The organism is Leclercia adecarboxylata, from assembly GCF_023639785.1.
Taxonomy (GTDB): Bacteria; Pseudomonadota; Gammaproteobacteria; order Enterobacterales; family Enterobacteriaceae; genus Enterobacter; species Enterobacter adecarboxylatus_D.
Genome location: NZ_CP098325.1, coordinates 3,978,914 through 4,001,615 on the forward strand (window position 1 = coordinate 3,978,914; position 22,702 = coordinate 4,001,615).

Below are 22,702 nucleotides of genomic sequence, written 5' to 3' on the forward strand. Positions count from 1 at the left end.
CTAAAAAAACCCTAACGGCGAGCAGATGGACGAAGCATGTCAGCAACTCAGGCGCATGAAAAAACGGCAAAAGGCTGGCAGGCATCCCTTGCCCTGCACTTTTGCCACACGCCTGAAAAAACCCTTCTCCACTCTGCCCGCCACGTCGGGCCGCTCACCGTGCAACGCCCGTTCTATCCCGAAGGGGAAACCTGCCACCTCTATCTGCTGCATCCCCCCGGCGGGATTGTCGGCGGAGATGAACTGGCGATCAGGATCCATCTTGAGCCCGGAAGCCATGCGCTGATCACCATGCCCGGCGCCAGTAAGTTCTATCGCAGCACGGGCGCTCTGGCGCGGCTGGATCAACACTTCACTCTGGACGAACAGGCGACCCTCGAGTGGCTGCCGCAGGACACCATTTTCTTTCCCGGCAGCAACGCCGCCCTGCGTTCGGTGTTTCATCTGCAGCGCAGCAGCACGCTGCTGGCTTGGGAGCTGTTTTGCCTGGGCCGCCCGGTCATCAACGAAACCTTCAGCCACGGTCGTATTGAAAGCCGCCTTGAAGTCTGGCTTGAGGGCGAGCCGCTGTTAATTGAACGCCAGCATCTGGCCGATGGCGATCTCACCCCGGTGGCGGAACACCCGTGGATCGGCACGCTGCTGTTTTATCCGGCCAGTGACGCGCAGCTGGAAGACGTCCGCGCGCTGCTGGCTCCACTGCAGCGCTTTGCCGGAGCCACACTCACCGACGGCCTGCTGTCGGTGCGCTTTCTTGCCCATGACAACCTGATTTGCCAGCAGGCGATGCGCGAGATCTGGCAGCACCTGCGTCCGCAGCTCACCGCCAGAGCGCCCTGCTCACCCCGCATCTGGCACACCTGAGAGAAGCACGATGGAACTGACCCCCAGAGAAAAAGACAAGCTATTGCTGTTTACCGCCGCACTGGTGGCCGAGCGTCGCCTCGCCCGTGGCGTAAAGCTCAATTACCCGGAATCGGTGGCCCTGATCAGCGCCTTCATTATGGAAGGCGCGCGCGACGGTCAGACGGTTGCGGAACTCATGGAGGCGGGCCGCCATGTCCTGACCCGCGCGCAGGTGATGGAGGGCGTGCCGGAGATGATCCCGGACATTCAGGTGGAGGCCACCTTCCCGGACGGCTCCAAGCTCGTCACCGTCCACAACCCGATCCTCTGAGGGGGCAGCATGATCCCAGGTGAATACCAGATAAAACCCGGCCAGATCGTTATTAATGCGGATCGCAACACCCTGACGGTGATCGTCGAGAACCATGGCGACCGCCCGATCCAGGTGGGATCCCATTACCACTTTTATGAGGTGAACCCGGCGCTGAAGTTCGATCGTGAGGCGACCAGGGGCTACCGGCTGAATATTGCCGCGGGTACTGCCGTGCGCTTTGAACCAGGGCAGAAGCGTGCCGTCACGCTGGTGCAGGTGTCTGGCGCACAGCGTATTGTCGGCTTTCGCGGCGAAGTGATGGGCGAGGTCAACCATGGCTGAAATTTCGCGTCAGGCGTATGCCGACATGTTTGGCCCTACCACCGGGGACAAGGTCCGGCTGGCCGACACCGAACTGTGGATCGAGGTAGAAAACGATCTGACGATCTACGGCGAAGAGGTGAAATTCGGCGGCGGAAAAGTGATCCGCGACGGCATGGGCCAGGGGCAGATGCTGGCGCAGGAGTGCGTGGATCTGGTGCTGACCAACGCGCTGATCGTCGATCACTGGGGGATCGTCAAAGCTGATATCGGCGTGAAAGACGGCAGGATCTTCGCCATTGGCAAAGCGGGCAACCCGGACATTCAGCCCGGCGTGACGATCCCGATTGGCGCGGCCACGGAAGTGATCGCCGCCGAAGGGAAGATCGTCACCGCCGGCGGCGTCGATACCCACATCCACTGGATCTGCCCGCAGCAGGCGGAAGAGGCGCTGGTCTCCGGCGTCACCACCATGATTGGCGGCGGCACCGGTCCTGCGGCAGGCACAAATGCCACCACCTGCACGCCGGGGCCGTGGTATATCGCCCGCATGCTGCAGGCCATCGACACCTTGCCGGTGAATGTCGGCCTGCTGGGTAAAGGCAACGCCTCGAACCCGGATGCCCTGCGCGAACAGGTTGCAGCCGGTGCCATTGGCCTCAAAATCCACGAGGACTGGGGCTCCACGCCTGCCGCCATCGACTGCTCCCTGACGGTGGCGGATGAGATGGATATCCAGGTGGCGCTGCACAGCGACACCCTCAATGAGGGCGGATTTGTGGAAGATACTCTGGCGGCCATCGCCGGGCGCACCATCCACACCTTCCATACCGAAGGGGCAGGCGGTGGCCACGCGCCGGATATTATTACCGCCTGCGCGCATCCCAACATTCTGCCCTCCTCCACCAACCCGACGCTGCCCTACACGGTTAATACCATAGACGAGCATCTGGACATGCTGATGGTCTGCCACCATCTCGACCCGGACATCGCCGAGGATGTGGCCTTTGCCGAATCGCGCATTCGCCGGGAGACCATTGCGGCAGAAGACGTGCTGCACGATATCGGCGCATTCTCGCTCACCTCGTCAGATTCGCAGGCGATGGGCCGCGTGGGGGAAGTGATTATCCGTACCTGGCAGGTGGCGCACCGCATGAAGGTCCAGCGCGGCCCGCTGGCGGAGGAGACGGGTGATAACGATAACCTGCGCGTGAAGCGCTATATCGCCAAGTACACCATCAACCCGGCGCTGACCCACGGCATCGCCCATGAAGTCGGATCGGTTGAGGCCGGAAAGCTGGCGGACCTGGTGGTCTGGTCCCCGGCCTTCTTCGGCGTGAAGCCCGCCACCATCGTCAAAGGCGGGATGATTGCCTGCGCGCCGATGGGCGACATCAACGCCTCGATCCCGACGCCGCAGCCGGTGCACTACCGGCCGATGTTTGGCGCGCTGGGTGCGGCCCGCCACGCCACCCGTCTGACGTTTCTCTCCCGGGCCGCCGCCGATAACGGCATTGCCCAGCAGCTGAACCTGCAGAGCGCCATCGCCGTGGTCAAAGGCTGCCGGACGGTGAAAAAGGCCGACATGATCCACAACGGCCTGCAGCCGAACATTACCGTCGATGCGCAAACCTACGAGGTGCGCATTGACGGGGAACTGATTACCAGCGAACCGGCAGACGTCCTGCCGATGGCGCAACGCTATTTCCTGTTCTGAGGAGCCTCTATGATCGCCTTAACTCAACGCCTTGATCATCCCCATCCCGTGACCGCACAGGTGACGCTGCCCATTGATGTGCGGGTAAAAAGCCGCGCCCGCGTGGTGCTTAACGATGGCCGTGACGCCGGTCTGATGCTGCCGCGCGGCCTGCTGCTGCGGGGCGGCGATCTGCTTGCCAGTGATGATGGTCAGGAAGTGGTGGAAGTCATCGCCGCGCCCGAACCGCTGTCGGTGGTGTATTGCACCGATCCGTTCCTGCTGGCCCGCGCCTGCTATCACCTGGGCAACCGCCACGTCCCGCTGCAGATCATGCCCGGCGAGCTGCGCTACCACCACGATCACGTGCTCGACGAAATGCTGCACCTGTTGGGTCTGGAGGTGGCTTTCGCCACCCTGCCTTTTGAACCGGAAGCGGGCGCCTACGCCAGCGAAGGGCACTCACATTCGCACTCACACGCTCATTCACATTAAGGATTCACCATGCGCACGTTGTTACCCCTGCTTCTGCTGGCCTTCTCCCTGCCCGCCCTGGCCCATCCGGGACACGGCGCCGACAGCTTTCAGGCGGGCTTTTTCCATCCTCTGACCGGGCTCGATCATCTGCTGATGTTGACCGGCGCAGGCGTGCTCGCCGCCCTGAGTGGCCGTAAGCTGCTGATGCCTTTTGCCACCCTCGGCATGATGCTGGCCGGTGCCGTGGCGGGCAGCCTGCTGGGCGGCTTTAGCGGCATGGAGATGCTGATTATCGCCTCGCTGGCGGTGTGTGGCGTCATGATGTTCAAAACCGAAAACCGCCTGCTGCTGGCCGTGCCGGCGCTGGCGATGTTCCACGGCTGGGCGCACGGCGTGGAGATGGCGGGCCACAGCTTCTGGCTTTTCACCAGCGGCTTTATGCTCGCCAGCGCCGCGGTGCTGTGCGCAAGTTTTGCTGCGGGCATGCTGCTGCGCCGCCATGACGGGCTGCGTAAAACCTTCGGCGGCGGGCTTATCGCCTCGGCCCTGCTGGCGCTGATGAGCTGATGACGTCGTCCCGCCAGTGGCTGCGCCTGATGCAGCTCTCCAGCAGCAGCCTGCCGGTGGGCTCTTTTACCTGGTCCCAGGGGCTGGAGTGGGCGGTGGAAGCGGGCTGGATCACGACTGCCGACGCCTTTAAGCGCTGGCAGTGCCAGCAGATGGATCAGGGCTTTTTCTGCGTCGATCTGCCGCTGTTTTACCGCCTGTACCACGCCTGCGAACTGCACGATATAGCAGCCGCCTCGCACTGGACCGCCTGGCTGCTTGCCTGCCGGGAGACCCGGGAGCTGCGCGAGGAAGAACGCAACCGCGGCGCGGCGTTCACCCGGCTGATTAAGCACTGGGAGCCGGAGTGTCCGCCCGAATGGCTGTCGCTCTTTGCCCGCAGCCAGCTGTGCGGAATGGCGTGGCTCGGGGTGCGTTGGGGTATCGGCATGCGCGAGATGGCGCTGAGCCTCGGCTACAGCTGGATCGAAAGCGCGGTGATGGCGGGCGTAAAGCTGGTGCCGTTTGGGCAACAGGCCGCCCAGCAGCTGATTATCGAACTCTGCGACCGCTATGCCGACGGGCTTGAGCAGGCGCTGCTGCGCAGCGATGACGAGCTGGGTGCGGCCACACCGCTTGCGGCCATCGCCTCGGCGCGACACGAAACACAATATTCACGGTTATTCCGTTCCTGAGGAGTCTCTATGTCTGAGTACAAACACCCCCTGCGCGTGGGCGTCGGCGGCCCGGTAGGTTCGGGTAAAACTGCCCTGCTGGAAGCGCTGTGTAAAGCGATGCGCGACACCTATCACCTGGCGGTGGTCACCAATGATATCTACACCAAAGAGGATCAGCGCATCCTCACCGAGGCGGGGGCACTGGAGCCGGAGCGCATCGTGGGAGTAGAGACCGGCGGCTGTCCGCATACCGCGATCCGCGAAGATGCCTCGATGAACCTGGCGGCGGTGGAAGCGTTAAGCGAAAAGTTCGGCAATCTGGATCTGATCTTTGTGGAAAGCGGCGGCGACAACCTGAGCGCCACCTTCAGCCCGGAGCTGGCGGATCTGACGATCTACGTGATCGACGTGGCGGAAGGCGAGAAGATCCCGCGCAAGGGCGGGCCGGGGATCACCAAATCCGATTTCCTGGTGATCAACAAAACGGATCTCGCCCCGTACGTGGGCGCCTCGCTGGAGGTGATGGAGCGCGACACTAACCGCATGCGCGGCGAACGACCATGGACCTTCACCAACCTGAAAGCGGGTGACGGGCTGGCGACCATCATTAGCTTCCTGGAAGAGAAAGGGATGCTGAAGGTGTAAAAAAAAAGCCTGGCATTACGCCAGGCTTTGCACACTTATTTACAGCTGTTGCCCGTGGCGCCTTGCGCGCGCCACACGCCCCACGTGCCGCCTTTACCGGGCTCTTCCTGACCCGGATTCACGTACCACTGGTTAAACCAGATTTTGCCGTTGTGCGACACTTTGGTGCACTTCACCGGATAGGCAATCTTTGGATTGTAAGCCGGGGTGGTGTCTTTAGCCGGGGTTTCATCCTGCGCTGGCGTTTCGTCTTTAGCCGGAGTTTCGTCCTGCGCTGGCGTTTCGTCTTTCGCCGGGGTCTCGTCCTGCGCCGGAACGGCCGGTTTAGTGACCCTGATGGTCATGCTGTCCTGTGCCGTGCGGCCATCTGCACCGGTAGTGGTCAGCGTATAGGTCGCTTCACCTTCACTGTTCGCCGGAATAACCGCATAAGCATGCGCACTGTTGACGCTGTTCACCAGCGTGCCGTTCAGCTTCTCTTCGACAAAGAAGGTGCCTGCGCCTTTGGTTACGCTCCAGTTCCAGGATTTCGCATTCAGACTCTTGCTGCCATCCAGCGGATAGGTACTGATGCCCGTTGCCGACGAGACCATGGTGTAATCTGCCCCCGCTGCTGCCGTTGGGGCTGGCAGCGTTTCACCGCCGTTCTTCAGTGCCATAATTTTAGCCACGGCACGCTCCATATCCGGCTGCGTACCGATAATCGCCGAAGTACCACTCGCGGCAGGCGTACCGGTTTCCTGCAGAATTTGGCGCATCTGTAGAGGCGTCACCGTAATACCGTGGGCTTTAGCAATCCCCGACAGGCTGGCAACCACACCGGCGACAATCGGTGTGGATGACGAGGTCCCACCAAAGGAGTGGGTGTAGTTGGCATTCAGCGTGTTAATAAACGCGCCATAACCCGTCGTGAAGACATCGCTGCAGCCCCATGATGAACTGGTCACACGCTTGCCGTAGGTACTAAAGTTGGCTCTCTGCCCCGTTTTTGCGCAGAACGCCCCGGCGATAATCGCCCCGGAATCACGTACATGGGTGTCGAATTTGCCGTTAAAGCCCGGCGCATCAAGGTTAATGTTTCCGTTACCCGCAGAGGTCACCACAAAAACGCCTTTATCGGTAAGCGCTTTGATGACGTTGAAATAGCCCTGATCGTTTTCAATAGGCACATAGCAGGCCGATTTGCAGGTCCCGGCCACTTCACCGCCATAGGTTTGCATGTTCAGCGAAACAACGTCCCCCGCGTTTAGCTGCGGGATCAAATTATACAGATATGATGACGGCCAACTTGCATAGGCGACCTTGCTTTTCCAGGTGATACCACGCACGCCGGTGCCGATATCCCGCGCGGCCAGGATCCCGACAGAAGCGGTATTATGTTCCCGCTCCTTGCACGTAGTTGCCGTACTGGTCGCACTCCCCTGACTGAACGCAACAGGCGGTAAATTCAGGTGGCTGCCATTCCATGCGCAGTTTTCGGAAGAGACAATGGTAACGCCTTCACCGTCACTGCCTTTGTAGGAATTGACGCTGTCGCGGTTAATTCCGCCCATATAATAGTCCGCCCGCTTTTCAAGAGGCGACTTTAAATAATCCTGCTTATTACGATAATCGGCGATAGCCGCTGCACCCAGGGTACCGTTAATCGCCGATTTTAATTTAGGTTTTGCGGGTAAGTCCCCTTCCGGCGTTTCGTCCAACGAAACAGGAATGGCTTCAGGATAAACGGATTCAATATTGTGATTGTGTTCCAGCTCATTAATAATGCTGTTGATATAGTTTTTATTTTGAATCTGATTACCCGGTAAGGTAATACGTAAGTAACGATCAAAACCATAGCGCTTATTCAGCGCTGTCATTTCGGCAGCGGCCTCGCCAGCGTTTTTATCGACAGGATACATAGCGGCGACAGTGAGTGCAGGGTCGTTCAGTTTCAGTGCCGACTGGTCTGCTAAATCTGCATCGGGTTTCAGCTTAATCACAATCGAGTCGTATGCCACGCCTTCATCGGCGAGCTGTATTTGAGGGGCGGTTTCCGCATGTGCGGCGCAGGTAATGGCTGCGCAAATCAACAGTGATAAAATACTTTTTTTCATTTTAGCCAACGTTCCTTTATGACATATTATAAATAACCTTCCTGATTTTCAGCATGAATGAAAATTACACCTCGGCCAATGAGAGTCTTCTTTCAAAAAAACAAGAACAATCTCGCCACCACAATTCCCCCGCAAACAACGACCCGGAAAAATATGTCAACAAGAAGCGAGGATAAAAATAACCAAATTAAGCGCGTGAAGTTTAAAAAAAGATAAATCAAGTACAGTTTATGCTATTAATGTTTTTATATCACCAGTAGGCCATTATTCTCTTCCTGTAAAATATATTCCTGTTATCACCCTCAACCTCGCATAAACGCGTCAGGAATCCAATGACCATTAATATTGTAATTGCGGATGGACACCCCCTTATTCGTCGGGGCGTGCACGCTATGATCATGAACAGCGACGCGCGCGCTGCTGATGCCATCCTTGATGACGTTTACATTTCGGGTGAAGCGGCCACAACGGGCGAGTTAATCGCCCTGCTTGCCCGGCAGCCAACGGATGTTTTATTCCTGGGATATACCCTTATCCGTTCGCTAAACGATATGGAAGGCCTGGCGCTGGTGAAATGGTTAGTGCATCACTATCCGACGCTTAAAATCGTTATGCTCTCGCCCGATACCAACCCGCTTATCATCCGTCTGTCGCTGGAGGCGGGGGCCAGCGCGTATCTGAGCCAGAATATGAATGAGACGATCCTTCGCCAGGCGCTTCAGTCGGTGATGAGCGGCGAAGTCTTTGTTGAGCGCACGCTGATGAACACGCTTTTCCAGAAAGGCGCAGATAACGACGCCCTTTCACCGCGAGAAACGGAAGTGCTGCGTTTGATCTGCAAGGGGCTTAGCCTGACGGATATCTCACGGCGTCTGCATCTGAGCATCAAAACCGTGAGCGCACATAAAATGCGGGCGATGGAGAAACTGCGGGTGAAAAATGATTGCCAGCTTTACTGCCTGCTGGCGAAAACCCGGATGTTCGATATCGCACTCTGACATCCGGGCAAGGCTTACATCACGCGGCGGGTAACTCCGCCAGCGGCCAGCGCGGGCGCACAGAGACGCTGAGATCTGCCGTGGCGTTCGACTTCAGACGCACCATTCCGGCATAGGCGATCATCGCGCCGTTATCGGTGCAAAATTCCGGGCGGGCATAGAACACTTCACCCCGGCGTTTTTGCATCATCTCGGCGAGCTTCGCGCGCAGGGTACGGTTAGCGCTGACGCCGCCCGCCATCACCAGGCGCTTAAAGCCGGTCTGATCCAGCGCGCGCTTGCACTTGATCATCAGCGTATCCACCACCGCATCTTCAAAAGCACGCGCAATGTCGGCGCGAGTCTGATCGTCGCCTTCATTATTACGGATAGTATTTGCCGCGAAGGTTTTCAGGCCCGAGAAGCTGAAATCCAGCCCTGGCCTGTCGGTCATCGGACGCGGGAAGACAAAGCGCCCTTCCGTGCCCTGCGCCGCCATCTTCGACAGCATCGGACCGCCCGGGTAATCGAGTCCCAGCAGCTTGGCGGTTTTATCAAAGGCTTCACCCGCCGCATCGTCAATGGATTCACCCAGCAACTCATACTGACCGATACCGGTCACGCTAATCAGCTGGGTATGGCCGCCGGAAACCAGCAGCGCGACAAACGGAAATTCAGGGGGATTCTCTTCCAGCATCGGTGCCAGCAGATGCCCTTCCATATGGTGAACCGGGATCGCCGGTACATCCCACGCGAAGGCGAGGGATCGTCCGATGGTGGCCCCCACCAGCAGCGCGCCCACCAGGCCTGGACCGGCCGTGTAGGCCACGGCGTCGATATCTTTCGCCGTAAAGCCTGCCTCTTTCAGCGCCGCCTGGATCAGGGGCACCGTTTTACGCACATGGTCGCGGGAGGCCAGCTCCGGCACCACGCCGCCGTAGTCGGCATGTAATTTTACCTGACTATACAGTTGGTTGGCGACCAGCCCTTTTTCATCATCGTAAATCGCGATGCCGGTTTCATCGCAGGATGTTTCAATACCCAGTACACGCATGACTTGTTTTACCTCACTCAGATACCGCGCAGTGTAGAGCCTGGGCGGGTTGATGTAAAACTTTCCTCACCCCTGGAGTTCTCTTCGTGTATACTCCTCACCCTTATAAAAGTCCCTTTCAAAAACGGCCGCGGTGCTTTACAAAGCAGCAGCAATTGCAGTAAAATTCCGCACCATTTTGAAATAAGCTGGCGTTGATGCCAGCGGCAAACCGAATTTATAAAGGTGAGAGTTACATGCCGGTAATTAAAGTACGTGAAAACGAGCCGTTCGACGTAGCACTGCGTCGCTTCAAGCGTTCATGCGAGAAAGCAGGTGTTCTGGCTGAAGTTCGTCGTCGTGAGTTCTATGAAAAACCAACGACTGAACGTAAGCGCGCTAAAGCTTCTGCTGTGAAACGTCACGCGAAGAAACTGGCTCGCGAAAACGCACGCCGTACTCGTCTGTACTAATCTATTGAGGACGCACGTCCTCAATCGTCAGACAGAGTAGTAGTCGTAAGGCCGTGCTTCCGGAAGGAATGCGCGGCTTGTTTTCGTTTATGAGTTCCTAAAAATTTCTGGGGCCTATGGCTGGACGAATCCCACGCGTATTCATCAACGATCTGCTTGCAAGAACCGACATCGTCGATCTTATCGACGCGCGGGTAAAGCTGAAAAAGCAGGGCAAGAACTATCACGCGTGCTGTCCATTCCATAACGAAAAAACCCCCTCTTTCACCGTTAACGGTGAAAAGCAGTTCTACCACTGCTTCGGCTGTGGCGCGCACGGCAACGCCGTCGACTTTTTGATGAACTACGACAAGCTCGAGTTCGTTGAAACCGTCGAAGAGCTGGCTGCCATGCACAACCTTGAAGTGCCGTATGAAGCAGGCAGTGGGCCAAGTCAGATAGAGCGTCATCAACGTCAAACGCTGTATCAGCTGATGGATGGCCTGAATTCGTTTTACCAACAGTCTCTTAAGCAACCTGCTGCTGAGCCTGCGCGTCAGTATCTGAACAAGCGCGGTCTGAGCGACGATGTCATTGCGCGTTTCGCTATTGGTTACGCCCCTCCCGGCTGGGATAACGTGTTAAAGCGTTTTGGCGGCAATAGCGAAGATCGTAAATCACTCATCGACGCGGGCATGCTGGTCACCAACGACCAGGGACGTAGCTATGACCGCTTCCGCGAACGGGTGATGTTCCCCATTCGTGACAAGCGTGGCCGGGTAATTGGTTTTGGTGGCCGCGTGCTGGGTGATGCCCTGCCGAAATACCTCAACTCCCCGGAAACGGATATTTTCCATAAAGGCCGCCAGCTGTACGGCCTGTATGAAGCCCAGCAGGATAACGCTGAACCGCAGCGGCTGTTGGTTGTCGAAGGCTATATGGATGTGGTGGCGCTGGCGCAGTTCGACATTAACTATGCCGTCGCGTCTTTGGGGACCTCCACCACCGCCGACCATATTCAGCTGCTGTTCCGGGTGACCAACACGGTCGTCTGCTGTTATGACGGCGACCGGGCCGGACGCGAAGCCGCATGGCGGGCGCTGGAAACGGCACTACCCTATATGACCGACGGGCGCCAGTTGCGCTTTATGTTCCTGCCCGACGGCGAAGACCCGGATACGCTGGTGCGTAAAGAGGGCAAAGCGGCATTTGAAGCGCGGATGGAGCAGGCTCAGCCGCTCTCCACGTTTCTGTTTAACAGCCTGATGCCGCAGGTGGATTTGAGCACCCCGGATGGCCGTGCGCAGCTCAGTACGCTGGCGCTGCCGTTGATCACCCAGGTGCCCGGCGAAACGTTACGCATCTATCTGCGCCAGGAGCTGGGTAAGAAGCTCGGCATCCTGGATGACAGCCAGCTTGAACGTTTAATGCCAAAACTGGCTGAAAGCGGAGCGGTTCGCCCTGCGCCTCAGCTAAAACGCACAACCATGCGTATACTGATAGGACTGCTGGTACAAAACCCGGAACTGGCCCCACGCGTGCCGTCTCTTGAGGGTTTGAACCACGAAAAGCTGCCCGGACTTGGCTTATTTGCAGAACTGGTCAACACTTGTTTGTCACAGCCAGGTCTGACCACAGGGCAACTTTTAGAGCACTATCGCGGAACAAAAGCGTCCGCAACCCTTGAAAAACTGTCGATGTGGGACGATATAGCAGATAAAGATATCGCTGAAGAGACCTTCACCGACTCGCTCAACCATATGTTTGATTCGATGCTTGAACTGCGCCAGGATGAGTTGATTGCTCGCGAGCGCACACAGGGTTTAAGCAGCGAAGAACGCCGGGAGCTCTGGATGATTAACCAGGAACTGGCGAAGAAATAGAAAAGAAAGCGAAAGACAAAATCATTCGCGTTGTATTAAGGCAGCAAGTGAGCGAACGCCTGGGAGTGTACATAAGTACATGACCAGGATGAGAGAACGCAGCTAACGCAGAGACAACGTGAAGGATGAAGTATTTAACGGCTTAAGTGCCGAATATCGTTCGGGTAGATCCCGACAGCCGCACTGAGAGGCAGCGGCAAAAATACAAGTACGCCCTCGCTTTAAAGGTTGGCAGCCGTATCGCCGACACCAATCAAACGAATAAGTGTGGATACCGTCTTATGGAGCAAAACCCGCAGTCACAGCTGAAACTTCTTGTCCAACGTGGTAAGGAGCAAGGCTATCTGACCTATGCCGAGGTCAATGACCATCTGCCGGAAGATATCGTCGACTCCGATCAGATCGAAGACATCATCCAAATGATCAACGACATGGGTATTCAGGTGATGGAAGAAGCCCCTGATGCCGATGATCTGTTACTTGCTGAAAACTCAAACAACACCGACGAAGATGCAGAAGAAGCTGCTGCACAGGTTCTGTCGAGCGTTGAGTCTGAAATCGGCCGCACCACCGACCCGGTTCGCATGTACATGCGCGAAATGGGTACCGTTGAACTGTTGACCCGCGAAGGCGAAATTGACATCGCAAAACGCATCGAAGACGGGATCAACCAGGTTCAGTGCTCCGTTGCCGAATACCCGGAAGCGATCACCTATCTGCTCGAGCAGTACGATCGTGTTGAGGCTGAAGAAGCGCGCCTGTCCGATCTGATCACCGGTTTTGTCGATCCGAACGCGGAAGAAGACATGGCTCCAACGGCGACGCACGTCGGTTCTGAACTGTCTCAGGAAGAGATGGATGATGACGAAGACGAAGACGACGAAGATGGCGATGACGACAGCAGCGATGACGACAACAGCATCGACCCTGAACTGGCACGTGAGAAGTTTGCCGAGCTGCGTACCCAGTACGAAGTGACGCGCGACACCATCAAAGCCAAAGGTCGCAGCCATGCCGCCGCTCAGGAAGAGATCCTGAAGCTGTCTGAAGTGTTCAAACAGTTCCGCCTGGTGCCAAAACAGTTCGACTACCTGGTTAACAGCATGCGCGTAATGATGGATCGCGTACGTACCCAGGAACGCATCATCATGAAAGTGTGCGTTGAACAGTGCAAAATGCCGAAGAAGAACTTCATCACCCTGTTCACCGGCAACGAAACCAGCGAAACCTGGTTCAACGCGGCTATCGCGATGAACAAGCCGTGGTCTGAAAAACTGCGCGACGTGGCTGACGACGTACATCGTGGCCTGCAGAAACTGCAGCAGATTGAAGAAGAGACCGGCCTGACCATCGAGCAGGTGAAAGACATCAACCGTCGTATGTCCATCGGTGAAGCGAAAGCCCGCCGTGCGAAGAAAGAGATGGTTGAAGCGAACTTGCGTCTGGTTATCTCCATCGCCAAGAAATACACCAACCGCGGTCTGCAGTTCCTGGATCTGATTCAGGAAGGTAACATCGGTCTGATGAAAGCGGTTGATAAGTTCGAATACCGTCGTGGTTACAAGTTCTCCACCTACGCAACCTGGTGGATCCGTCAGGCGATTACCCGCTCTATCGCGGATCAGGCGCGCACCATCCGTATTCCGGTGCATATGATTGAGACCATCAACAAGCTCAACCGTATTTCCCGCCAGATGCTGCAGGAGATGGGCCGCGAGCCGACGCCGGAAGAGCTGGCCGAGCGCATGCTGATGCCGGAAGACAAGATCCGTAAGGTGCTGAAAATCGCCAAAGAGCCAATCTCCATGGAAACGCCAATCGGCGACGATGAAGATTCGCATCTGGGTGATTTCATCGAGGATACCACCCTCGAGCTGCCGCTGGACTCTGCCACCACCGAGAGCCTGCGTGCCGCCACCCACGACGTTCTGGCTGGCCTGACCGCCCGCGAAGCGAAAGTCCTGCGTATGCGTTTCGGTATCGATATGAACACCGACCACACGCTGGAAGAAGTGGGTAAACAGTTCGACGTTACCCGCGAACGTATCCGTCAGATCGAAGCGAAGGCGCTGCGCAAACTGCGCCACCCAAGCCGCTCTGAAGTGCTGCGTAGCTTCCTGGACGACTAACGGTCCTGATGTTAAAAAAAGCTCCCAATCGGGAGCTTTTTTTTTGTTTATTCCCTCTCCCTGTGGGAGAGGGCCAGGGTGAGGGCATCAGGCCGCAGAGGCCCCTAAAGCCCCCGCACTACCAGCGCCTCGTCCAGCTCCCGGTACGCCTCCACCAGTTTCTCCAGCGTCGCCCGGTTCAGCCCGCTTGGATTGGGCAGCACCCAAACCTGCGTGGCGCCTATCATGATGTTCTGCTTCCCCCACTGCACCCCACGCTGGCTGAATGCCTGCTCGTAGGCCTGCTTGCCGAGGATCGCCAGCGCCGCGGGCTGATAGTCCTCAATCTTCTTGATTAACTCCCGCCCGCCGCTGCGCAGCTCATGCAGGTTGACCTCGCTTGCCTGCACCGTGGGCCGCTCCACCAGCATGGTAATGCCGCAGCGGGTATCCAGCAGCTGCTGCTCCTCTTCCGGCTTGAGTAATTTATCGGTAAACCCGGCCTGGTAAATCACCTTCCAGAAGCGATTACCAGGATGCGCAAAGTGAAAACCGGTATGGGCAGAAGACTTGCCCGGATTGATGCCGCAGAACACAACCCGCAGGCCTGGCGCAAGGATATCGCTGATCATTTTTACTCCCTATGAATGGATCACCCTGAAAGTATAAAAGATTGAAAATGCGTTGTTTATAAAAACAGCAGGCAGGTGCGTATGGCTGGATTGCCGCGAGGAGTTACTTTATAATCCTCCGCCACGGCCCCTTAGCTCAGTGGTTAGAGCAGGCGACTCATAATCGCTTGGTCGCTGGTTCAAGTCCAGCAGGGGCCACCAAATATCAGGACTTAGACAGGAAACTGGCTAAGTCCTTTTTGTTTAGATTCCATTCGTGACATGCTCTGTTCCATCCTGTCATCAGCAAACCAGAAATGTTCGTTTCTCTCGCATCCCCATCTTGTTCACTGGTTTATAAATCGCTTCTCGCACCGCTGCAAAACAGAATAAACATATACAATAATCAAATTTCTTGGGCTTAATTATTACAGAAGCCTATCAAGGTAACTTCTGAGATATAAAAAATTACATTTTGTAAAATCATGTCATCGTATTGTCTGTTTAATTTCTCATCTAAATGGAGTTAACCAGAATGGCTATACCAGCGTACTTATTTTTAAAGGATGATGGCGGTGCGTTAATCAAAGGCTCGTCTGACGTAAGAGATCGCGAAGGTAGTGTAGAGGTAATTGGTTTCAGTCACCGCTTATATACTCCAACCGATAATAATACGGGAAGGATTACAGGCAATCGAATCCATGGTTCTTTTATCATCGAAAAGGAGTTTGATAGCTCATCAACGTACCTGTATAAAGCAGTCGCTACCGGACAAACGTTAAAATCCGCAGAGTTAAAATGGTACAAAATCAACGATGGCGGGCAGGAAGTTGAGTACTTCAATATGCTGCTGGAGAACGTCAGAGTCGTATCCGTCGCACCAATAATGCATGACTGCAAAGATCCCGCCACTCTCCACCAAAACCATCTTGAGCAAGTCGAATTCCGTTATGAAAAAATCACCTGGAAACATTGTGATGGGAATCTAATTTTTTCAGATTCATGGAACGAACGTAAGACGGCATAAGGATATGTAATGGCTATTATTCCAATCATGCCTCCCAGCGGTTTTTCACTGCTGCGTAAAAACATAATGGAAGCTAAAGCACTGGGAATGTGCAAAGGAATGGCAACCCCAACCACGTATTACTGGTTTTATAATAAAGTCAGAAATGGTGGTCCATGGGATTACAAAAAGAAAAACAGGCTATGGGCAGATTTTGGGAATTTTAATTACGGTGCTACGGGTTATGTAAGCGGGATACCACCTGCGATTTTGTTGAGAGGAGCTGGTTTCGCGCAATCAAGGGCAGGTACATCTAATGTAGAAAAATGGGGCCACTGGTGGGAAATACCTCCGTATGGAGACGATCCAGAAGACCAAAAATGGATTAAGCAAGGTATTGATTATGCGATACAGCACGGTTATTAAAGCCCTACACCGTACCCTGACTCTTGTTCTGCTTCTGCTGGTGATCTGTTTTGTGATTTACCAGTACAGCCTCAGCGAGCCTTATAACGATCGCTTGTACGCATCAAAACAGCTGAATGAAAACACCTGGCTGTATATCACACAGTATCAGGGAGGAAACGCGACCGTGTCTGACGTCTTCCGTTACTATTTATCGGGCGAATACTCAGAAGCCCCCCTTAGAGACGTGGGTGACATGAAGCCCTTTTTGACGGCGGATACGGGTACAGCCACCGTTACTAAAATTGGACGGCTGGTAACGGTTCGCGTGAAAGGTAAAATCTATAACTTCACCAATTCGGTGATGTATTCATCAAAAGGTACTGCTGTCTTTCCGGTCATCGAACTGTATGCCAGCGGTACGGACTAACTCAATCCAGGCTGGCGTTTACCGCCAGCCTCCCTCTCTCTACACTCAGTGCGTTCGGTACGGCTCCCTCACATAATCCCGCAAGATATACACCAGATCGTGCAGCAGCCCGGTCAGGTCCTGCGCCACTTCACCCGGCAGCGTATTTCCCAATAGCGCCCGGTTCAGCGACTGGAGATACTCCACTACCAGGTACGTTTCCTGCCAGCAGTGCGGCATGGCGGAATCCGGCAATTCATCAACGGTAAGCTGGGCGATCAGGTGCGGCGGTAAATCTTCATCACACAGTTGCGCCAGTCGAGTGAGCACGTGCGACAGCCGTCCGCATAATGCCAGACGCGCGGCAATTTCTTTAGTTTCAAGCAGAACCGTCACTAGGGCCGCGCAACGATCCGTGACCTCAAACAGGTCAGCAGAGAGAGGCAGGGGCGAGTTGAGCAAGTGGCGGATAACGCTTTCGTCAGATTCGGGGTAAGACAGGGTTGGGATCGTAGCCATAAGGCATCCTCCGTTGAGTTTAATGAGCCACAACCTGAGTTCCTAAGCTCAGGAGAGTGGCAGCGCTGACAGGGTTAGGAACCGGAACTCAACGGCAACCGGCCAGCCTTTCGGCTGCCCTGCCAGCGCCACCGATGATTTTACAGCGGTGTGCGCTGGCCCGATACAGAAACCTGTACCGCAGTTGAGTTGTTCGGGTTCCTACGCCCGGTTGCAGGTTTTACCGCAACGAGGAGACTTTACGCCCTGCTCTCTCCCACACAAAACAAAAAGCGCCACCGCAGGTCATTCTTGCGAGGCGCTTTCCAGAATCCTACCCAAGGGGAAAACTTATCTTGCCAGCGACACCAGCATCTTCAGGCTTGCGGAGTAGTAATCCTCCTGAGCCGTGATCTGCGGCTCGCCCGGCGGGAGTTGTCCCATCGCCAGGTCACGCACCGCCAGCAAGCCGCCGGCCATCATATAAGGCGCCGGATCGCCGGTGGTGACATTCACCCACGCCGGTGTCTGGGTCCGGGCAAAACGTCCCCAGTAAGCGGTATACGGCGCCATCAGCGGGCTGGTGGGCTGATACCATTTGATGTACAGCGGCACGCGGATGGCGTCGTAGCTGAAACGCGCAGGCCACTCTTTGGCCGGGGTTACGCGCCCGTCGGCGTACAGTGAGACCCAGTCCGCCGGGAGCTGGGTGTTACCGAAGCGCATTTTCACCAGCAGCTTCTGTCCGTCGTTAATCAGGTCACGCCACACCGTCAGATGGCTGCGCTTCGCGAAATCCTCCCAGGCCGGGAAGATAAAGTACGACGGGTTCAGATTCACGTGGCTGTTGAGGTTAAAGCCTTTCGCACCGGGCAGCATCACGCGATAACCGGCAAAGCTGATGACGTTGCGGGCCACCAGCTCTTTGGTAATCGCGTCCGACGCGTTCAGATAGCTGCTGTCGTTCCACTGGGTGCCCGCCTTTAACAGCGCCCAGGCGATAAAAGTATCGCCGTCGGTGGCATTGTTTTTATCCATAACCGGATCGGCCGCCACCGGGTTAAAGCGCCAGTAGAACAGCCCCGTCTGCGGGTTTTGCAGGTTCTTTTTCGTCCAGGCCCAGATTTTGTCAAAACCGGCGCGATCGTTGTTGCGCACCGCCATCATCATGGCGAAGCCCTGCCCCTCGGTGTGGCTCACGCTGTTGTTGCCGGTATCAATGATGCGACCGTCCGGCATCAAAAAACGCGCCTTATAACTGTCCCATGCACTTCCAGCGAAAACCTGATGGCTTATTATCAGCCCCAGCGCCAGAACCACGATTTTAGCTCGCTGCCACATGGCCGATCCTTATTGATTGTTTTGGTATCTGAAATGGATAACCGTAGCCGAGGGGGATGCCTCCCGCCACAGTGATACGTGTGATTTTCCGCCCTGCTCGCGCAGCCAGCGGGCATAGAGCCCTTCCAGCACCGCGCTGAAGGCGTGGTTCCAGGCCATCTGCTTTGCCTCTTCAGGCGGCACCGGCAGCGCAGTGTGACAGATGCGCAGCGCCGTGTCGCTGGCGTCAATATCAATATAGCCCCAGTTAAAGGCCGCGAGCCGGGCGTTGATCTGCTCTTCAAGCTCGCCCACCGTGTGCGCCAGCCCCAGCGGGAAGCGCTCGCCCAGCGAGTCGCCCATCTGCACGAGGAAGGCGCGGCTCTGGGCCTCGCCGACATTGGCCACCATCGTCTCAACCATCACGTGGATCAGCCCAAACCAGCCTGACTGTGACTGTTGATGCTGGTAATACTGCAAAAGCTGTTGATCATTCATCACTTATTCCCCAGAAGGTAGCGGAAGTAGATATTGGCGCTACTTTCGTTGTAATCACCGAAGGTGTCATACCCGATCTGCCCGCCGATGGTCATATCTTTGTTCAGCTTGTAGTCCGTTGAGGCACGCAGGTTGTAGCCCAGACCGTTCTCGCTCTTGCCGCTGTAAAACGCCTCTTTGGCAAAACCGCGGGAGACGTAGTCTTCCAGCTGGCGCTGCATCGCCGAATCCGTCGGGAAGTACGGGCTCTCATCCTGAGAGTAGGACTGATAGCCAATCGACGCTCCCAGCCCCAGCTTCCAGTTGTCATATTTCTGGGTGTAATCCACCGGGAAGGAGACGCTGATGTAGTCCTGCGGGCTGAAGTAGCCCCCCTGCCCGTAGCTGAAGTAGCTCAGGTTTTTGTCGAAGTTCATGTAGTTCATGTTGATGCCGGCTTTCAACTCGCGATCGTCAGCGTAGTAAGGGCGGAAATAGACCCCCGCTGAGCCGTTGACACTGGTGTTGCTCGGCACGTTCTCCCCGACGTAGTCATACACGCCAAATCCGGCGTAGAAACCCGCGTCGGTATTGTCATAGCTCAGCTGCGCGCTGCCGCCGTTTTTGGTGACCTGACCCCACTTCTTGCCGCTGTATTTGTCCTCAACGCCAACATAGGAGAGCAGGCTGTCCACCACCGCACGACGCTCGCCGGTGAGGATCAGCTTGAGGTAATCCGTCAGCTGTGGCGACCACTGGATCCCACCGACAACGGTATTCAGATCCTGGCCCAGCGGCGTGGAGCCGACATCAATTTTGTACTGATCCCCGGTGAGGGCCATCGCCACTTCCACACCCTGAGCGCTTTGCGAGCCCTGGGATGGCACCTTGATCTTGTCGATGTTCGGCAGCTCAGGCGGCGTGGTGGTGGAGGCGTTATACAGCTCTTCGGCTACGCCGCCCTGGATCAGCGCCCCGGTACCAAACCGGCGGCTGGATTCATCGGACGAGGTGCCCGCATCAAGGCTGATCGGCGTGACGTTAACGTCCAGACGGGAATCGCCGAACGGCACGGTGGACCACTGCAAGGGTGCCTTGATTTCGGTCAGCTTGCTCAGCCCCTCTTCGCCGTCACGCGCGCGCAGGGCGGTTGAACCCCGGGCCCAGGTGGCGGTTTTATCCACCAGCATCTCCATCATGTTATCCACCTGACGCAGCGTACCGGCCTGGGCAGTTTCTACCGGCAGATCGGTGCGGACGGTGCCCGGCGGCGCGGTCTGTGGATTACGCGCCAGCTGGGCCACCTGCCACGGCATCGCCTGGCCGTAGAGCGACGGAGAATCCGCCACTGCGCCGGTACTGGATGTGCCGACAAACGGGTTGTCGGCCAGCGCCAGGCCACCCAGCATCGGGGCCGTTTCACCGCTGTTATCCTGCAGGCCGAGCAGCTTGCCGCGCGCGGTGCGCAGGTAGCTCATCGCCTGCTGATGGTTGCCTTCAGCCTCGGAGACCCGGGCCAGCAGGAGCAGGCGTTCCGGCGTGCCGTCGTTGGTCAGCCCGACGCTCAGCTGCTTCGCCTTATCGACATTTTTGCTGGCAAGGGCCACGTCGATCGCCCCGGCACGCGCATCCTGCTGCGGGGTGTCGCGGGTCATCAGGTAGTCATAAACCACTCCCGCCTCTTTGTTCATCTTCCCGGACTGATAGAGACGGGCCATGGCAAACATCAGATCGGTGTTCTGCGGATCGCTCTGCATGGCGCGGATCAGCTTGTCGTAGGCCGCGGCGTAGTTGCCCTGGGTGCGCAGACGATCGGCCTCGTTGATCACGTAGCCGTTACGAATGCTCGCCAGCTGGGTCGGGGTACTGCGCGACTGCAGCTCCGGGTTGGCAAGCCAGGCCTGGGCTTCGCCGCCCAGTCCCGCCTGGTTGAGCACCGCCACCTGATCGGCATAATCCCCGGCGTTACCCTGCACGCCACGACGCATGTTGTCGTGGACCACGCTCACGGCGGTAGTGACATCCCCGCTCTGGGCCAGCATCCGCGCCAGCTTGCCGGCATCCGCCGGGCTCTGGGGTGGGCGCGCGGCCAGCGCTTTCAGGGTGTTGGCCGCCGCGGTGCGATCGCCAGACGCCAGATAGCGCTCGGCGACGTTCATCTGCAGGTTGTAATTAACCCGCTGGGACAGTTCGCGCATATCGCTATTCTGGCTGGAGGCCGGAATGCGCGACAGCAGCGTCTGCGACTGCTGCCAGGCGTTGTTTTCGCTGGCGAACAGCGCGGCGGCATAGAGTTCACTGTTGCTGGCGTTCGGGCGGAACGCCGGTGCCATGGCGTTGGCTGCCTCTGCGCTGCGCCCCTGCTTTTGCAGGAGACGGGCTAAATCAAGGCGCAGCCAGGGATCGGACGGATAGCGGGCCGTGCCCTGCTGCAACAGGGCGATGGCGCGCTGGGGATCGCCGCTGGCCGCCGCCTGCTGGGCCTGACGGCGCAGCGGATCGGTTGGGTTGCCGCCGGAGACGCGCGGCTGCAGCCTCGCCTGCAGGCTGGCCGGCAGGGTCTGCAACATCGCCTGGGCTTCGGCGGTTTTGTTCTGCTCGCGCAGGACGTAGTAGAGGTTTTCCCGGGCAGATCCGTTGTTCGGCTGCTCGTTCAGCAGGCCGCGCAGGGTCTGCTCCGCCGAGGTGTAATCTTTGTTATGCCGCTGGACGTCGGCGCGGAACAGCTTCGCGGCTGCCCCCTGCTCGCCGCTGCGCTGGGCCAGCGGCGCGCTGAGGGCCAGCGCCTGGCTGACGTTGCCCTGCTTGTAAGCCGCCTGCGCCTGGGCCAGCTGGCCGTAGAACTCGGCATCCTGCGCCTGCTGCTTGCGCTCCTCTGAGGCTTCGCCACCAAGGCTTGCCGCACGGTTCAGGTACTGCGCCCCTGCGGCGTAGTCCCCCTTACGCAGGGCAACGTAGCCCATCCCGGCCAGGGCGTCGGCATCTTCCGGGTTGGCCTTCAGCACCTGCTCAAACTGGCTGCGGGCGGTGTCGGTATTGCCGCTGTTCAGCGCCACATAGCCTTCGCCTTTAGCCGCCCCGCCGATGCTCTTGCGGTAGTAATCCTGCACCGCGGTATCGGTCGGATGGCGCTGGAGATAGGTCTGGTAATACGCTTCGTCGCCCGCCTGCGGCCCCAGCCACAGCAGGGCCTGACGCAGGGATTTATCCGCGTCCTGACTGCCGCTCGCCAGATCCTGCAGGATGTTCATCCCCTCCCGGCGGGTGCTCTCCTGATAGGTAAGCACCTTGCCCAGCGCAATCTTGACGTTGTTATCCTGCGGGTACTGCACGCGCAGCTGGCGCAGCTCGCTTACCGCCTGCGGATAGAGGGATTTATCCCCCGCCATGGTCAGATAGTATTCCGGGGCCAGGCTCGGCGGCGGCTGGTTGCCGGTAAACAGGCTCTGCCAGGTGCTAAGCGCGGCAGGAATGTTGCCGCTGCGCGCCTGCTGACGGGCCAGCTCCAGCTGCCCGCGCGGCACCTGCTGCATCTGCTTCGCGTTATCCAGCGCCTGCAGATTCGCATCCTGCGGCGAGACCGCCGTTAAGCGCTCGCGCCACTGGGCCGCCCCCTTCACGTCACCGGCCTGCTGTGACCATAAGGCCATCAGGTAGAGCGCCTGGGTGTTGTTGGGATCCACCATCAGCACTTTTTTCAGCGATTCCATCGCCAGGTTATCGTGAGACTTTTCGTGCCAGTAGTTCGCCTGGTCGAACAGCGCCTTCAGCGCCGGGTTATTGGCCGACTGCGCGGCATCCGCCGCCTGGGCGCCCTGAAGGCCTCCGAGCGCCAGCCCGCTGAACAGGCACAGCACAGGCAGATGTCTGGCGGTTTTGTTTTTATTTTCCATAGTGTTACCACCC

Annotated in this window: 22 protein-coding genes and 1 tRNA gene; 16 read left to right on the forward strand and 7 right to left on the reverse strand. The window is 57.4% G+C overall.

Annotated elements, in window-relative coordinates; translation table 11 throughout:
* The first annotated feature begins 36 nt into the window (after positions 1–36).
* The 8 genes from NB069_RS18750 to ureG are packed head-to-tail and all read left to right on the forward strand — an operon-like array spanning position 37 to position 5,521.
* On the forward strand, positions 37–864 hold the full coding sequence (locus tag NB069_RS18750) for an urease accessory protein UreD (protein ID WP_250586021.1): 828 nt from the start codon (positions 37–39) through the stop codon (positions 862–864).
* A gap of 10 nt (positions 865–874) precedes the next feature.
* Positions 875–1,177: an urease subunit gamma gene (locus tag NB069_RS18755; protein ID WP_039031754.1), complete on the forward strand. Its 303-nt coding sequence runs from the start codon at positions 875–877 to the stop codon at positions 1,175–1,177.
* Between the two features lie 9 nt (positions 1,178–1,186).
* Entirely contained in the window at positions 1,187–1,501 is a 315-nt protein-coding gene (locus tag NB069_RS18760; protein WP_250586023.1) for an urease subunit beta, read from the forward strand.
* Complete coding sequence (gene ureC / locus NB069_RS18765) at positions 1,494–3,197, forward strand: urease subunit alpha (protein ID WP_250586025.1); 1,704 nt, start codon at positions 1,494–1,496, stop codon at positions 3,195–3,197. The genes NB069_RS18760 and ureC overlap by 8 nt, the downstream gene beginning before the upstream one ends.
* Positions 3,198–3,206: 9 nt before the next feature.
* Positions 3,207–3,671, forward strand: coding sequence for an urease accessory protein UreE (gene ureE, locus NB069_RS18770; RefSeq protein ID WP_250586027.1), 465 nt, complete (start codon positions 3,207–3,209; stop codon positions 3,669–3,671).
* Positions 3,672–3,680: 9 nt separating this feature from the next.
* Positions 3,681–4,220 carry a HupE/UreJ family protein gene (locus NB069_RS18775; protein WP_250586029.1) on the forward strand — a complete coding sequence of 180 codons (540 nt, stop codon included), beginning with the start codon at positions 3,681–3,683 and terminating at the stop codon, positions 4,218–4,220.
* Positions 4,220–4,894, forward strand: a complete 675-nt coding sequence (locus NB069_RS18780) for an urease accessory protein UreF (protein WP_250586031.1) — start codon at positions 4,220–4,222, stop codon at positions 4,892–4,894. The genes NB069_RS18775 and NB069_RS18780 overlap by 1 nt, the downstream gene beginning before the upstream one ends.
* A gap of 9 nt (positions 4,895–4,903) precedes the next feature.
* Complete coding sequence (gene ureG, locus NB069_RS18785; RefSeq protein WP_250586033.1) at positions 4,904–5,521, forward strand: urease accessory protein UreG; 618 nt, start codon at positions 4,904–4,906, stop codon at positions 5,519–5,521.
* A gap of 35 nt (positions 5,522–5,556) precedes the next feature.
* On the opposite strand, the gene NB069_RS18790 is transcribed toward ureG, so the two are convergent.
* Positions 5,557–7,617: a S8 family serine peptidase gene (locus tag NB069_RS18790; RefSeq protein ID WP_250586035.1), complete on the reverse strand. Its 2,061-nt coding sequence runs from the start codon at positions 7,615–7,617 to the stop codon at positions 5,557–5,559.
* 332 nt (positions 7,618–7,949) lie between these two features.
* Between NB069_RS18790 and NB069_RS18795 the strand changes: the two genes are divergently transcribed.
* Complete coding sequence (locus NB069_RS18795; RefSeq protein ID WP_250586037.1) at positions 7,950–8,615, forward strand: response regulator transcription factor; 666 nt, start codon at positions 7,950–7,952, stop codon at positions 8,613–8,615.
* Positions 8,616–8,634: 19 nt separating this feature from the next.
* Here the strand turns inward: NB069_RS18795 and tsaD are convergent, their stop codons facing one another.
* Positions 8,635–9,648, reverse strand: a complete 1,014-nt coding sequence (gene tsaD, locus NB069_RS18800; protein WP_250586039.1) for a tRNA (adenosine(37)-N6)-threonylcarbamoyltransferase complex transferase subunit TsaD — start codon at positions 9,646–9,648, stop codon at positions 8,635–8,637.
* Positions 9,649–9,884: 236 nt separating this feature from the next.
* Here tsaD and rpsU point away from each other — a divergent pair, with 236 nt between their 5' ends.
* From rpsU to rpoD, 3 genes are all read left to right on the forward strand, one after another.
* Entirely contained in the window at positions 9,885–10,100 is a 216-nt protein-coding gene (rpsU, locus tag NB069_RS18805; protein ID WP_001144069.1) for a 30S ribosomal protein S21, read from the forward strand.
* Positions 10,101–10,216: 116 nt separating this feature from the next.
* A complete protein-coding gene (gene dnaG / locus NB069_RS18810) occupies positions 10,217–11,962 on the forward strand; it encodes a DNA primase (RefSeq protein WP_250586041.1) in 1,746 nt (581 codons plus the stop codon).
* A 281-nt stretch (positions 11,963–12,243) separates the two neighbouring features.
* Entirely contained in the window at positions 12,244–14,091 is a 1,848-nt protein-coding gene (gene rpoD / locus NB069_RS18815; protein WP_250586043.1) for an RNA polymerase sigma factor RpoD, read from the forward strand.
* 104 nt (positions 14,092–14,195) lie between these two features.
* Here the strand turns inward: rpoD and mug are convergent, their stop codons facing one another.
* The gene (gene mug / locus NB069_RS18820; RefSeq protein WP_250586045.1) at positions 14,196–14,702 is read right to left on the reverse strand and encodes a G/U mismatch-specific DNA glycosylase; all 507 of its coding nucleotides are present in this window, start codon (positions 14,700–14,702) and stop codon (positions 14,196–14,198) included.
* Positions 14,703–14,827: 125 nt separating this feature from the next.
* Between mug and NB069_RS18825 the strand changes: the two genes are divergently transcribed.
* From NB069_RS18825 to NB069_RS18840, 4 genes are all read left to right on the forward strand, one after another.
* Positions 14,828–14,903 (forward strand) — tRNA-Ile (locus NB069_RS18825).
* Between the two features lie 313 nt (positions 14,904–15,216).
* A complete protein-coding gene (locus NB069_RS18830; RefSeq protein WP_250586047.1) occupies positions 15,217–15,708 on the forward strand; it encodes an Hcp family type VI secretion system effector in 492 nt (163 codons plus the stop codon).
* 9 nt (positions 15,709–15,717) lie between these two features.
* The gene (locus NB069_RS18835; protein ID WP_250586049.1) at positions 15,718–16,113 is read left to right on the forward strand and encodes a polymorphic toxin type 44 domain-containing protein; all 396 of its coding nucleotides are present in this window, start codon (positions 15,718–15,720) and stop codon (positions 16,111–16,113) included.
* Complete coding sequence (locus NB069_RS18840) at positions 16,091–16,522, forward strand: hypothetical protein (protein ID WP_250586051.1); 432 nt, start codon at positions 16,091–16,093, stop codon at positions 16,520–16,522. Before NB069_RS18835 ends, NB069_RS18840 begins: the two co-directional genes overlap by 23 nt.
* A 45-nt stretch (positions 16,523–16,567) precedes the next feature.
* Here the strand turns inward: NB069_RS18840 and NB069_RS18845 are convergent, their stop codons facing one another.
* The 4 genes from NB069_RS18845 to NB069_RS18860 form a co-directional block, all read right to left on the reverse strand.
* Positions 16,568–17,020 (reverse strand): hypothetical protein, encoded by a 453-nt coding sequence (locus NB069_RS18845; RefSeq protein WP_250586053.1) that lies wholly within the window; start codon positions 17,018–17,020, stop codon positions 16,568–16,570.
* 330 nt (positions 17,021–17,350) lie between these two features.
* Positions 17,351–18,340 (reverse strand): glycosyl hydrolase family 8, encoded by a 990-nt coding sequence (locus NB069_RS18850; RefSeq protein ID WP_250586055.1) that lies wholly within the window; start codon positions 18,338–18,340, stop codon positions 17,351–17,353.
* 9 nt (positions 18,341–18,349) lie between these two features.
* Entirely contained in the window at positions 18,350–18,817 is a 468-nt protein-coding gene (gene bcsD, locus NB069_RS18855) for a cellulose biosynthesis protein BcsD (RefSeq protein ID WP_250586057.1), read from the reverse strand.
* On the reverse strand, positions 18,817–22,689 hold the full coding sequence (locus tag NB069_RS18860; protein WP_250586059.1) for a cellulose biosynthesis protein BcsC: 3,873 nt from the start codon (positions 22,687–22,689) through the stop codon (positions 18,817–18,819). The genes bcsD and NB069_RS18860 overlap by 1 nt, the downstream gene beginning before the upstream one ends.
* Positions 22,690–22,702 lie beyond the last annotated feature (13 nt).